Annotated in this window: 7 protein-coding genes; 6 read left to right on the top strand and 1 reads right to left on the bottom strand. The window is 35.4% G+C overall.

What is annotated here, in order from left to right:
- Positions 1-773: 773 nt before the first annotated feature.
- From BLS90_RS10350 to BLS90_RS10325, 6 genes are all read left to right on the top strand, one after another.
- Positions 774-1,358, top strand: a complete 585-nt coding sequence (locus BLS90_RS10350) for an RNA polymerase sigma factor (protein ID WP_091257572.1) — start codon at positions 774-776, stop codon at positions 1,356-1,358.
- Between the two features lie 91 nt (positions 1,359-1,449).
- On the top strand, positions 1,450-2,403 hold the full coding sequence (locus BLS90_RS10345; protein WP_091257571.1) for a FecR family protein: 954 nt from the start codon (positions 1,450-1,452) through the stop codon (positions 2,401-2,403).
- A gap of 62 nt (positions 2,404-2,465) precedes the next feature.
- Complete coding sequence (locus tag BLS90_RS10340; RefSeq protein ID WP_091257570.1) at positions 2,466-5,912, top strand: SusC/RagA family TonB-linked outer membrane protein; 3,447 nt, start codon at positions 2,466-2,468, stop codon at positions 5,910-5,912.
- Between the two features lie 14 nt (positions 5,913-5,926).
- Complete coding sequence (locus BLS90_RS10335; RefSeq protein WP_091257569.1) at positions 5,927-7,357, top strand: SusD/RagB family nutrient-binding outer membrane lipoprotein; 1,431 nt, start codon at positions 5,927-5,929, stop codon at positions 7,355-7,357.
- A 22-nt stretch (positions 7,358-7,379) separates the two neighbouring features.
- On the top strand, positions 7,380-8,951 hold the full coding sequence (locus tag BLS90_RS10330) for a calcineurin-like phosphoesterase C-terminal domain-containing protein (RefSeq protein WP_091257568.1): 1,572 nt from the start codon (positions 7,380-7,382) through the stop codon (positions 8,949-8,951).
- A 248-nt stretch (positions 8,952-9,199) separates the two neighbouring features.
- A complete protein-coding gene (locus tag BLS90_RS10325; protein WP_091257567.1) occupies positions 9,200-11,485 on the top strand; it encodes a DNA topoisomerase 3 in 2,286 nt (761 codons plus the stop codon).
- Between the two features lie 258 nt (positions 11,486-11,743).
- Here BLS90_RS10325 and BLS90_RS10320 read toward each other — a convergent pair whose 3' ends face one another.
- Positions 11,744-14,806 (bottom strand): DNA polymerase III subunit alpha, encoded by a 3,063-nt coding sequence (locus BLS90_RS10320; protein WP_091257566.1) that lies wholly within the window; start codon positions 14,804-14,806, stop codon positions 11,744-11,746.
- Between the last annotated feature and the right edge of the window lie 286 nt (positions 14,807-15,092).

The following is a 15,092-nucleotide window of genomic DNA, read 5'->3' as shown; positions in this document are numbered from 1 at the left end:
AAGTTTTTATTATCCTTTCTTTGATCGCATCGGTCACTTGCTTTTGAATTTGTCTATGGTTGGAAAATTTGCATGGGAACGAAGTTTCATGATAAATTCAGGATTTTTGTTTAACTCTTGAATAACAAAATTGGGTAAATACGGATGTTTGATTACAAATGGATATAGCAATCTGTAAGTTTTGTTATTTTTTCAAATAAATCACTGTCATCGTTCAATACTTTGTTCAGTTGTGTTGCCAATAAAGAGAAGGCGCTTTTGAAAACTGCTTTAAATAGTAGTTGCTAGCTTCTAAAGTAATAATGCAGTAAGGCTCTGTTGATGTTAGCTTTATCTGTAATTTCTTGCATTCTAGCTCCATCCATTCTTTTTGTTGAAATATTTCTTTGGCGGCATTTAATGTTTCTATTTCCGTATTTTCTAATTTTTATTTGGTCATCTTATTTAAATATGTGGTATAACCATTTGGTTAACATGTATTAAAAATTATATTAATTTACTGATTTATTTTTTGTAACTATTGGTGGATTAGTTTGATAATGAGGAATGAAGCAACTCTTCTAGTAGATTTGTTTTACTTCTATTATAAAGTAAAAAGGGATAGGACATGGACTTTTAGAGAAGGATTCCATTTTTACGTACATGAAAATCTAATTCAGTGCAAGATTGTTACTGCTCTAACAAAAAATTATTGACATTCGTTAACCTTAGCTTAAACTCTCTTTGACCTCAAGCAACTTAAAATAGGTTTCATTTGTTGCAACTACAAAATAATGAAAACAACACTTTTAAAATTATCGGATTCGGAGCTGCAAAAACGGTTAGAAAGCCAAGACCAGGTGGCTTTTGAAATACTGTTCGATCGGTATTGGAAAAGATTGTATTCCTACGCTTTTAAAATTTATAAAGAAGAGGCTATTTGCGAAGATATTGTTCAAGAGATTTTTATTAGCCTTTGGGAAAAATCGAAAAGTACGTCTATTGCGAATTTAGAAGGCTATTTGCTTAGCGCCGTGAAAAACAAAGTTGCGAACCACATACGGGATTTGAAGTTTGATAACAGGCATCTTGAAATACTCGAAAACATTCCAAATCCTTCTAGATCAGATAAAAATTTAGTTTATAAAGAATTTGAAGCTAATGTATTTCGAGAAATAAAAAAACTTCCTCCCAGAAGTCAGGAAGTAATAATTTTAAGTCGATTAGAGAATTATACCAATATTGAAATTGCCTTAAGGCTAAATATATCCGTACGTACTGTAGAAAAACATATTAGCGATGGCTTAAGGTTGCTTAAAAAATCTATCGATCCATACCAATTCTCGGTATTTATTACAGGAATGTTGCTGCAATGTTAACCCAAATAAACCCAAGTTAACAAATCTTTAAGACTCGATTTTCTACTACGTAAAATGAGCTTTAAATGGGACTTATAGTAAAAGATCCATTTTGCAAAAAGAAGACTTCATACTATTAGCTCAAAAATACGCTCAAAATAAATGTTCTTTATCCGAAAAAGAAGTAGTAGAAATCTTTTTTCAAAAACGGATAGAAGAGGAAGAAAATAGTACGATCCTCTTTACAGAAGAAAAAAGGAAGGCAATACTCGATCGTATTAATGCTAAAATAAGTAAACCAAAAGGAGTACTTCGCGCTTTATATTATAAAACAGCTACAATCGCAGCAATTGGAATTGCCCTAATTGGAATTGTATTCTTATTCAATCCAGAATATAACCATCGAACAATAATTCAAAGTACTGCTAAAGGGGAGCAAAAAACACTCCTTTTGCCTGACGGTAGCCAAATACTATTAAATGCAAATAGTAGCCTAAGTTATTCCTCGGACTTTAAAACCAACAGAAATCTAATCCTTAGTGGGGAAGCATATTTTAAAGTAGTAAAAAATCCTAATCGTCCTTTTATTGTCAAATCAGAACAGTTCGAAACTAAAGTATTAGGAACGTCTTTTACGATTAAAGCCTATAAAAATCAGTCTAATCAAATAAAGGTTCTCACCGGAATAGTAGAAGTGAATTCGACAGAAAACACCTCTTGGAAATTTATTCTTACCAAAAATCAGCAACTTAAATTCTCAAAATCAATGCTTCCCGTCCAGTCATTTGCTACAAATGAAGATTTTTTGGCTTGGACCAAAAACACTTTAATTTTCACCAATTCAACCTTAGGTGAAGCCGCAGAAACTTTAGAAAATAAATTTAATGTTTCTATAATTTTTGATTCTCATGATTTGCGAGAACTTCGAATAACTGGAAAATTCAAAAAAGAAAATTTAAATAATATTTTGCAAAGTATCGCAGTAGTAAAACAACTTGAAATAGAATTTATAACCCAAAACCAAATTTATATAAGAGAAAAAAACAAGAACGAGATTCAAAACTAAAAATAATACCAAATAAGAGGGTTACTCTTTAAATATACGAAAAATATTAAAAAAATATTGCAATGAATTTTAAAAACCAATTTCTGATTCCCTTGAAATTAACAAAATACATTTATCTGTTAAGTTGCCTCTTTCTATTTTCAGGCGTTAATGCAGCCTCATTTATTTCTGGTGAAGAGATAGAAAATTTATCTCTTGATGTAAGAGAAGTTAAAATCATTGAAGTTTTTGACATGATAGAAAAGAAAACGAAGTGTACTTTTCTTTTTGATGAAAAAATTTCATCTTCAACACAGCGTTTAACTTTAGTGGTAAACAAAGAAACTTTGGACGTAATTTTAAACAAGATAACCCGTAAAACAGGTTTTAAATTTCATAAAATTAATAATATAATTTCAGTTACTAAGCCTGCTCTCACTCAGCAAGTAATTAATGGAAAAGTGAGTGATGTTAATGGTTTGTCTTTACCTGGAGCGACAGTTCTTGAAAAAGGAACAACTAATAGTACAACTACAGATTTTGATGGGAATTTTAATCTTATCATCTCAAATGCTTTGGCTATTTTATCAGTTTCATACATTGGCTATGACACCAAAGAAATTTCACTAAAAAATGATGGTTTTCAACAAATTACATTAATTGAAAATCTAAATATTCTTAGTGAAGTAGTCGTTACGGCTTTAGGAATTAAAAGACAGGAAAAACAATTGGGTTTTTCACAGCAAACAATTAGTGGTGATAACCTAGCTCAGACCGCTCCTAACAATTGGTCTTCGGGATTAAAAGGAAAAGTAGCTGGTTTAAATTTTGTTTCATCCGGTTCAGGCCCTTTAAATTCCCAACAAATAACATTGAGAGGAAGCAATTCCCTCAATCCAAATGGTAATAATGCTTTAATCGTAGTGGATGGTGTCCCTATGAATAGTAAAATAACTAGTTCAGGTTCTAGTAGTGCTTACATGGGTAAGGATTCTCCAGTTGATTTTGGTAACGGTATTTCAGACCTGAACATGGATGACATCGAAAGTGTAACGGTGTTAAAAGGCCCCGGAGCAACAGCACTGTACGGAAGTCGTGCCGCAAATGGGGCCTTAATCATTACTACAAAATCTGGTAAAACAAGCAAAGGGCTTGGTATTACCTACAACTCAGGAGTCACTTTTGATGTTATTCAACGTTGGCCGGATTATCAATATGAATATGGACAAGGCACTGGCAAATCATTTGATAAAAACAAAAATCCTTATTATTCTTACGGTAGTTCAGCAGATGGAAGTAATACGGGTTCTACTAGTAGCGCTTGGGGTCCCAAATTTGAAGGTCAATATTATTTTCAATATGATCCAAAAACAGAAATGCAAGGGACTGAAAGGACACTTTGGCAACCCTATAAAAATAATATTAAAGATTTCTGGCGCACTGGAATTACTATAAATAATAATATTACGCTTCAGGGTGGTGATAAAAATGGATCCATGCGAATGTCAGTTGGTCATTCTAAAAATGAATGGATTATGCCAAATACTGGATTTGAAAGAATTACAGCTTCAGTAAATGCAGACTATAAAATTTCTGATAGAATCAAAATTGCTTCGGTAATTAACTACAACAACAGATCGAGTGATAATTTACCAAGTACTGGATATAACAACGGATCTATTGCTTACTTTACAATTTTTCAAAACCCAAATGCTGATCTTAATTGGTACAAACCTATTTGGGAAAAAGGAAAAACCCAGATACAGCAACTTCAGCCTTTTAGTAGTTATATTGATAATCCTTACCTTATTGCCAATGAAGCTACTAATTCATTAGCGAGCAATCAAATAGTAGGAAATTTGAATGCTACTATCCAGTTGACTCCTAATTTAGATCTTTTACTTAGAACCGCTTTAAATACCTATCATCAGGATCGGGAACAAAAAAGACCGTACAGTATCAATCGCTATGTAAAAGGGTTTTTTAGAGCCCAAGATGTGTTCATGCAGGAAGTAAATTCTGATTTTTTATTGAACTATAAAAACAAGCTGTCGGATCATTTTTCTCTTTCGGTTTCAGCTGGGGGAAATGCAATGAGTTATAAATACCAGAGGATGGATGCTGAAGTTGAAGGATTAGTGGTTCCCAATGTTTATAAATTGTCAAATGGTGTCAGTAATCCAATTGTAAGTGTAAATGACAGTTATAAAAAAGTAAACAGTCTGTATGGAATTCTTTCTTTATCTTTCAAAGATCAGGTTTTTTTGGATCTAACAGGAAGAAATGATTGGTCCAGTACTTTACCAGTACAAAACAATTCTTTCTTTTACCCTTCGCTCAATACTAGTTTCATTATTTCTGATATTTTCCATTTTCCAAAATCTTTTCAGTATTTAAAATACCGATTATCCTTGGCTCAGGTTGGTAATGACACAGATCCTTACAGAACTAGTAAATATTACGATCAATCTGCCTTTGCGAGTTCAGCAGTAGCTCCATCTACCTTATTTAATGCCACCTTTAAACCGGAAATAACGACTAGTTTTGAAACGGGCTTTGAAGGTCGATTATTTAAAAACCGTATTAATTTTGACGCAACAGTTTATCAGTCTACAACTAAAAATCAGATTATCGCGGTGCCCTTAGACATAACCACTGGATACAGTTCAGGGATTATGAATTCTGGCGAAGTGCGAAACCGTGGAATGGAATTAACTCTTACGGGTAAAATTATCGATTTTACTAAATTTAAATGGTCTTCAACTTTAACTTGGTCTAAAAACTGGAATCGTGTCATGGAACTCGCCGAGGGAATTCAGGGTCAACAAACCATAGGATCAGCAGGATCAGCTTCTTTAATTGCTAAAGTGGGTGGAACAACTACCGCACTTTACGGGTATGGTTTTGTACGATCTCCAGATGGACAAATCGTATATGATAATGCAGGTTTGCCAGCTTATCCAGATGAAATTCAATATATAGGTGATGCAAATGCCAATTGGAAAGCAGGATTATACAACAGCTTTAAATTTGGAAATTTAAGCCTAAATGTTATGCTTGACGGTCAACTAGGAGGAATAGTTTATTCGCAAACTCATCATAAACTAACCGAAATGGGAAAAATAATGTCAACAATGAAAGGCCGTGAGGAAGGTGTAATTATAGGCGAAGGTGTTGTTTTAAATCCAGACAATACATATTCTCCTAATGCTAAAGAAGCGTTAACACCAGACTGGTATAGTCGTTATTATCGCAGAGCGAACGTAGAATCAAATTCTTTTGATGCCTCCTTCGTGAAATTGAGAGAAGTAAGTCTACAATATAAATTCTCTTCATACTGGTTGAAAAACAGTGGTATTACAAGTTTAGACTTTGCCATTTTTGGAAGAGACTTGGCTGTTGTTTCTGACTTTCCTGTTTTTGATCCTGAAACCGCAGCCTTAAATGGAGATACTCTTTTACCAGGTATCGAAATAGGGCAAATGCCTTCTCCAGCCAGTTATGGTTTTAATTTAAAAGTGAATTTCTAAACTCCTATTTAATGATGAAAAAGATAAAAATTTTTACTGCAATTTTAGCAATGATACTGCTAAATATAGGCTGCACAGGCGATTTTAGTGAACTCAACGAGGATCCGAATCGGATTGCTGAAATAAGTCCAGGAACTTTAATTAATCCTATAATTTATGGTTTGGCCACACACAATGCCAACCGAAGTGCAAGTGTGACTTTTAATTTAATGCAAGTTTCACTGCCGTTTCCAAGTGTTTCTGGAGGCTTACATCGCTATGATTTAAGTCAAGAAATTGGTGCTTCGTCTTGGAATAATTATTACAAATGGCTCAATAACATTAAAGAAATGAAAATAGCCGCAATTCGAGCAGAAGATCCTAATTATGAAGCGATTGCCTTGACTTTAAATGCTTGGGTTTATGCCAATTTAACAGATATTTTTGGACCAGTGCCCATGACCGAGGCTGTAAGCGGGGAAGAAGGAAATCTCTATCCTGCATTTGATTCTCAGGAGCTTATATACAAAACTATTTTAGCAGATTTAGAGAGAGCCAATACGCTTTATAAAACTAGTTCTCCAATGGTTTATGCCAGTGATATTCTCTTTCAAAATGATGTTAAAAAATGGAAAAAATTCACTAATTCGCTTCAGATGCGCTTGTTGTTGCGAATATCCAATCGTTCAGAAACCAACGCTTTTCAAAAATTAGCAACCATGATTCAAAATCCAATACTGTATCCTGTTTTTGAAAATACCGCTGAATCTGCAATCTTGAAAGTTACAGGAGTTACCCCTAATGTTTCACCTTGGGGAAGACCTCAGGATTTTAGCTTAAATGTCAAAATAGCCTCTTTTTTTATTGACAACTTAAATACTATGTTAGATCCTAGAAGGCCAATTATTGCTAGTGTTGCCACGGATATGAATACTATTTCGATAGGATATAAAGGAATTCCCAGCGCTTATGTTGGCGCCGAATCTCAATTTGCTTACAATGCTTCGACGTTTAATTCAGCTCAAATCACCAATCCAATGAATATTTTCTTGTTGACTTATGCAGAGGTAGAATTTATAAAAGCCGAAACTGCTCAAAGAGGATTCACAACGGAGGCTGAATTACATTATAAAAAAGGAGTTCAAGCTGCAATGGAACAATTAGGAGTTACCATTACAACAACTTATTTTGATAGTCAACTGGCAACTTATGATGGTACTTTGGAAAGAATAATGCTTCAAAAATATTACGCATTATATTTTATTGATTACCAACAATGGTTTGAGTACCGAAGAACCGGGTTTCCGATACTTCCAAAAACTACTGCGATGGAAAATAATGCAATAATGCCATCCCGTTTTTTCTATCCAACCAGCATTCAAATTAATAACCAACAAAATTATCTTAAAGCTGTTGAAATCTTAGGTACAGATGATGTTAACACTAAAGTTTGGTGGGATAAATAAATCTTAATTAAAATAAAAAATTATGAAAAAAGTATTTTTACCCTTTTGTGCCCTTTTATTCTCCATTCCTTTTATGGCACAAACTAATGTTGAGGGTTTCGTTTTCGAGGACAATAATAAGAATAATAAAATGGAGCGCAATGAAAAAGGAATTTCTAATGTGGCTGTAACTAATGGCCTTGACGTTGTTCTCACGAATAAAGATGGCAAATACAATCTTCCTATTAACGATGATGCCATTATAGCTGTAATAAAACCAGCGAATTATAAAGTGGGTGTTGATGAAAATAATCTTCCACAGTTTTTTTACAATCACAAACCTAATGGTTCTCCAAAATTAAAATTTAAAGGGGTCGATCCAACAGGAAAACTGCCAAAATCAGTTAATTTTGGATTAATTCCGCAACAAGAAAATGATGCATTTACAGCCTTAATTTTTGGTGATCCACAACCGTATACGCAAGCGGAAGTAGATTTTTTTGCGAAAGGTATTGTAGCCGAAGTTGCAGGTATAAAAAATGTTCCATTCGGCTTAAGTTTAGGTGACTTAGTAGGAAATGACCTTGCTCTATTTAATCCATATTTAAAAGCGGTAAAAGCAGCAGGAATTCCGTGGTATAATTTACTGGGAAATCATGATCTTAATTTTGATGCCACAACAGATGAAATGGCCGATGAGACTTATGAAGCGCATTTTGGCCCAGCCAACTATACCTTTAATTACGGAAAAGTACATTTTATCATATTAGATAATGTGCTTTATCCTGACCCAAGAAATCAAAAAGGATATTGGGGCGGTTTCACAGCAAACCAACTACAATTTATTGAAAATGATTTGAAACTTGTTCCAAAAGATCATTTAATAGTCTTAGCTTTTCACATACCTTTAAGCGAAACCGAAGGTGATTCGTTTAGAGATGCTGACCGGGATCATTTATTTAGACTTTTAAAAGATTTTCCAAATACACTTTCTTTGTCGGCCCATACCCATATTCAACGTCAGGATTACTTTGGCAAAAAGGAAGGCTGGCTACAGGAAAAACCACATCATCATTATAATGTAGGAACGACCTCTGGAGATTGGTATTCAGGGAAACTCAATCAGCAAGGCGTTCCGGTTTCAACCATGCGTGATGGAACACCCAAAGGATATGCTTTTATTAATTTTAAAGGAAATCAATACAACATCGATTATAAAGTAGCGGGCAAACCCAAAACCTATCAAATGGAAGTTTTTGCTCCAAAAGTTATTGAAAAAGGACGTTCTACTAAATCTGGTATTTATGTAAATTTCTTTATGGGAAGTAAAAATGACAGCTTACACTATCGTATCGACCAAGGCCAATGGATCGCCTTGGAGTATGTTGAAGAAATTGATCCTTCTTATGCAATTGACGTTTATGAATGGGATCTTATCGAAGAATTAATTCCAGGAAGGCGCTCGTCAAACCCTATCGAAAGTAAACATCTTTGGAGAGGGAAAATCCAAACTAATCTAGAAATCGGAGAACATCAAGTTGAAATAAAAGCAATAGATCAATTTGGAAAAACACATAATGGAGGAACTTCTTACCGCTTAGAAAATAAAAAATAAAACTGTAATCAGTTTTTATTGGCTTGGCTTACCGATGATTTTAATCTAGGTAAGCCTTTTTTTATACAAATCAGTTTCAGTACTCTCGTCCTGCTATCAATTAATTATGATTTTGTTATTCTTTTATTATTATTTCATTTCACGCAATGTCGCACTCTATTTTTGAAGCTCGTTCATAACTCCTGACGATTCCTTTTTATTCCCAACATATAAATTCCTAATTTGCGGCTTCAAATTAATAGTATATAATGAAGGTCTGTATTGCCGAAAAACCAAGTGTAGCACGCGAAATCGCATCCGTATTAGGAGCTAATACCAAACATGACGGGTATTACGAAGGCAACGGCTATGTTGTGACGTATACTTTTGGTCATTTATGCACCTTAAAAGAACCAAATGATTATAAACCGCATTGGAAAAGTTGGGATTTGAATAACTTACCTATGCTTCCCGATAAATTTGAAACTAAAGTAGTGGAGAATTCCGGCATTCAAAAGCAATTTAAAATTATAAAAAGTTTATTTGACAAAGCAGAATTGGTCATCAACTGTGGGGATGCGGGTCAAGAAGGAGAATTGATACAGCGATGGGTGATGAATGAAGCCAATTATAAAGGCGAAGTAAAACGCTTATGGATTTCTTCATTAACTACCGAAGCCATTAAAGAAGGTTTTGAAAACTTAAAGCCGTCATCCAACTACGATAATTTGTACTATGCGGGATTTTCCAGAGCTATTGGCGACTGGTTATTGGGTATGAATGCGACCCGTTTGTACACCGTAAAACATGGCGGATACAAACAAGTATTGTCTATTGGAAGGGTACAAACCCCTACATTAGCTATGGTAGTGGATCGTTTTAAGGAAATTGAAAATTTTAAACCACAGCCGTATTGGGAGCTGCAGACTTTATACAGAGAGACGCTTTTTAGTTATGAAGAAGGACGTTTTTTAAAAAAGGAAGACGGAGAGATTTTAGCCAATAAAGTCAAGGAAAGCGATTTTGAAATTGTCTCGATTGAAAAAAAGAAAGGAAATGAATTTGCTCCAAAACTCTTTGATTTAACGGGTTTACAAGTGTATTGCAATATTAAGTTTGGGTTTACTGCAGATGAAACGTTGAAAATTGCTCAAACTTTGTACGAACAGAAAGTAGTCACGTACCCCAGAGTTGATACCACCTTTTTACCCAATGATGTGTACCCAAAAGTAGCTGGAATTCTTCAAAAGTTAACCAATTATTCTGCGTTAACCGAACCGCTATTAGGAAAGAAGATTATAAAATCTACTAAAGTTTTTAACGATAAAAAAGTAACGGATCACCATGCGATTATTCCAACGGGGATTCAAACCAATTTACAATACAATCAGCAACAGGTTTATGATATTATTACTAAACGGTTCATTGCCGTTTTTTATGATGATTGTTTGGTAGCAAATACCACCGTGATAGGAAAAGCAGCCGATGTAGCTTTTAAAACCACTGGAAAAGAAATCTTAAAAAAAGGATGGCGTGTTGTTTTTGAAGATGTGAAAGAAAAAGAAGCCGATCTATTGCCAAGTTTTGTTGAAGGCGAAAAGGGACCACATCAGCCGTCGTTTTTAGAAAAGGAAACCAAACCACCCAATCAGTTTACGGAAGCAACCTTGTTACGTGCCATGGAAACGGCAGGAAAACAAGTAGATGATGAAGATTTACGCGAATTGATGAAAGAAAATGGAATAGGACGACCATCAACACGCGCTAATATTATTGAGACGCTTTTTAAACGCCAATATATTGTTAGAAATAAAAAACAGGTATTACCAACGCCAACAGGGATTAGACTGATTGATACCATTCAAAATGATTTAGTAAAATCAGCTGAGTTGACGGGTTCTTGGGAAAAACAATTGAAAGATATTGAGAAAGGTACGTATAGCGCTGCTGGATTTATCAACAACATGAAACGTATGGTAGAAGCTTTAGTCTATGAAGTGCGAAGTGAAACCACACGTGCCAATATTTCGCATGCCAGTAGTGTTCAAAAAGAAGTCGTTAAAGTAGAGCAAAAGAAAGCAGCAGGAATTTTAGCAGTAGCGTGTCCAAAATGTAAAAATGCGACGCTCATCAAAGGAAAATCGGCGTATGGATGTGGCGATTATAAAGCGGGTTGTACGTTTTTATTGCCGTATAGTTTTGCAGAGAAAAAAATATCCGAGAATCAATATCTGCGATTACTACAAAAAGGATCTACTGTAAATTTGAAAGACTTTAAAACGAATGCCGGAGTTGTAGAGGGTTTGCTACGTTTTGACGAAAATTTCCAACTCAAATTAGAACCTAAGAAAGCTTTGGCGAAAGCCATACCAGACGAATTAACCTGTCCAAAATGCCAAAGTGGAACGGTTATTAAAGGAAAAACGGCTTATGGATGTAGCCACTACAAATCGGGCTGTGATTTCAAAGTGACTTTTGATTTGGTTAGAGAAAAATTGAAAAATAAAAAACCTACTAAAGAACTAGTTTATACTATTTTAAACGAAAGTGTTTAACACCAATTATGGATTTGATATACTTGTTTTGTGTTTTGATAGCACTGTTTTCTTTCTTAATTTCTGGTTTTTATTAAGTTGCAATTTCCAATTTAAATTTTCCAAATCAAAATTCTTTATGTCTCTAATTTTTTGCTGTTGATGAGATTTCCTTCCTGCTAACGATGGTAACTAAAAGCACTAAAGAATTGCTTTACCATATAAAAAAAAACTTAAAATAAAGACCCAAGTTGCCTTATTATGGAGTTCTTTTAGAGATTATACTTGCTCTACATCATTGCCCATTTTATATCGTGGTAAATGAATCTCATGCGCTCTAGGATATGGTTCGCGACTGGTACTACTCACATCTTCCTTCATGCGTTGTTGGGTCAAGAACTGATGGTCCTTAGCATCAGAATAGCGTGGATCAGGCACAAAAGGCAGTTTTGCCATTTTAAGAATGGTTAGAGTAGGGAAGTGGTAATCAACTTCAACAGTGCCTAAGAGCAAGTAACAGCCGCCACCTTGAAACGGATACTGCTGTAAATTATCAGGAAAATGGGTTGTGTCAAAATAAGTGCCTTCAAAATCGACCCAAGTACCAAAATACATCGTGCCTCTAACTGTGGGAACTTGTTTTCTTGAGATCAGATAGGCCAACATGCGTACTTGTTTTTTGTGATGTTGAAGTAAATGCTGCGCCATTACATCGCCTCTATAAGCGCTTTGTAACAAATCAAAAGGGGTAAATGAAATGGGAAAGCCCAACAATTCAATTTCGTCAAAGGCATCTTCAAAAAGAGAACGTTCTAATTTAGGCAATTGGTATTCCTTTACCGATTCCTGTAACAACAACATTTGATGATCCGATGGAGCCGAATTAAACAGTAAACTCGCCAATATTAGCAATTGGTTTTTAGTTTTGCCAGTTTCCCTAAAAGCACCTATGAAAATTAATAATTTAAGACTTTCTAAACCTATAGCAACCCGATTGCAAAAATCCTCTAAGGAAAGATAATCGCCGTTGCAGTCGCGTTCTTTTACGATTGCTTCTGCTAGTTTTACGGGCAATCCTTGCAAATGCATAAAACCCAAATAAACGGCTTTTCCGTATAAAGTGGTGGTAAATTCACTTTTGTTAACACACGGATTGTGTATGCTTGCACCCGCCATTCTCGCTTCATGCACATAGACTTCGGTTCTGTAAAAACCACCTTGGTTGTTGATGACCGCCACCATGAACTCAATGGGATAATACACTTTTAAATATAAACTCTGGTAACTTTCTACCGCGTATGAAGCCGAATGTGCCTTACAAAACGAATAGCCTGCAAACGATTCGATCTGTCGATAAATTTCTTGGCTAAGTGTTTCTGCATGTCCTTGTTTGGCGCAACTCGCAAAAAAATCGTCTTTTACTTTTTGCAAAGCAGCTAAAGAACGTCCTTTACCACTCATCGCCCGGCGCAAAATATCACCATCAGCAGCGGGTAATCCTCCAAAATGCAATGCGATTTTAATCACATCTTCCTGATAAACCATAATACCATAGGTTTCCCCTAATTGCTCTTCGAACACTTTATGGAAATATTCAAATTGATTGGGATGGTTGTGCCTAAAAATATACTCTTTCATCATTCCAGACTTGGCTACACCAGGACGAATGATTGAAGAAGCGGCTACTAAAGTCTTGTAATTATCACATTTTAACCGGCGCAACAAACCCCGCATGGCTGGACTTTCAATATAAAAACAACCTATGGTATTGCCTTTAGCTAAATACGTATTGGCTTTGGCTTCATTTTTAGAAATACTAGTATCCCGAATATTGATCTGAATCCCTCTGTTTTTAGCAACCAGTTTTACCGTATCATCGATATGACCAATGCCACGCTGACTCAAAATATCAAATTTTTCGAATCCAATCGACTCGGCAACATGCATGTCAAAAAGCACAATAGGGAATCCTTTCGGAGGCATTTCTAAGGGCGTGTAATTCGTGATGGGTTCTTCGGAAATGATGATTCCACAAGAATGCATACTGCGTTGATTGGGGTATTTTTCCAATAACATACCGTATTCCTGCACTTCTCTGACCACACTATTGCTTTGTTGCAACCGCGTCGGATTTTTGGCTAGATGATCAAGTTCTTCTTTGGGTAAACCAAACACTTTGCCCACTTCCCTAAAGATAGAACGGTACTTGAATTCGACATTGGTGCCACAAAAAGCTACATTTTCATACCCGTACCGATTGAAAATATATTCTAATATCACATCGCGTTCTTGCCAACTCCAGTCAATATCAAAGTCGGGCGGACTCTTGCGATTTTCATTCAGAAAACGTTCAAAATACAAGTCGAGTTCAATGGGGCAGATATCCGTAATTCCTAAACAATATGCAATAATAGAGTTGGCACCACTTCCTCTACCAATATGCAAAAAACCACGGCTATTGCTGTACCGAATAATGTCCCAAGTGATTAAAAAATAGCCGCTAAACTGCAAGTCATCTATCACTTTCAATTCTTTTTGGACTCTAGCCAAAGCGGGTGCATGATCTTTTCCGTACCGCCATTGCATCCCTTGATGCGCTAAAGTGGTCAACAACGCAATATCACTTTTCTGAGAGGTAGTGTAGTGTTTTTTGTTTTTGGGTGATTCAAAATCAAATTGAAAATCGCAACTGTCTATAATCGCTTGCGTATTGGCAATGATTTGCGGATACTTTTTGTAAGCAGCAAGCAAACGCTCCTCTGAAACCATTATTTCATAAGGCGTGGCGATATCCGAACCCCTGAGTTTAGACAACAAAATATTGTTATCAATGGCGCGTAAAATTTTATGAAGTTGGTATTCTTTTTTGGTTCTAAAAGTAACCGGTTGCAGAATTACCATTTTGTCGAGACTGCCTTTGTACCCAAAAAGTTTTCCCACTTCTTCGGGACGTATTCCAATGTATTCATTGGTTTTTAATTCCGTTGGCGCATTGGCGAAAGCGTAAATAATCACAACCGATTCAAATTCTGGGGCTACTATTGGCAAAGGAATTTCCTTAAAATTATGATGGGTCAAAAAACGATTCATGGCTGCGAGTCCGCTAGTATTTTTGGCTAGACCAATATACCGAAAGTCATTGCCTGCACGAAAATCGATGCCTACCAAAGGTTTAATGGATTCATTTTTGCACGCCGTTATAAAATCGTAAATCCCCGTCACCGTATTGATATCCGTGAGTGCCATAACCGTAACCCCAGAGCGAACTGCTTTATTGATCAGGTCGTCCAGAGGAATCGTGCCGTAACGCAACGAATGATAAGAATGGCAATTTAAATACATAGTAGTACTAAATTTTAACAATTAATTTTTATTGATAATTTTTCGCCAGGTTGACTACTTTTCTCCCGAATCATCGGAAAGAAAAGTGTATCGATAACAAGAAAAACTTATTAAAAAGGGTTCTCGATACATTTTTTGTTCCGTTTTACTTCACAAAAAACACTCGAACTAACGAATTTTTTAATTACACCTAACTGTTTGAATTTTAAATAAATAGTTCAGTTCGATCGCAGTTGAGAACTTCTTAGGATTCACTTCTCACTTCTCACTTCTCACTTCTCACCCT

Origin of the sequence: Flavobacterium omnivorum (assembly GCF_900099915.1) — a bacterium.
Classification (GTDB): domain Bacteria; phylum Bacteroidota; class Bacteroidia; order Flavobacteriales; family Flavobacteriaceae; genus Flavobacterium; species Flavobacterium omnivorum.
This window is presented reverse-complemented; position numbering and strand designations above follow the sequence as displayed.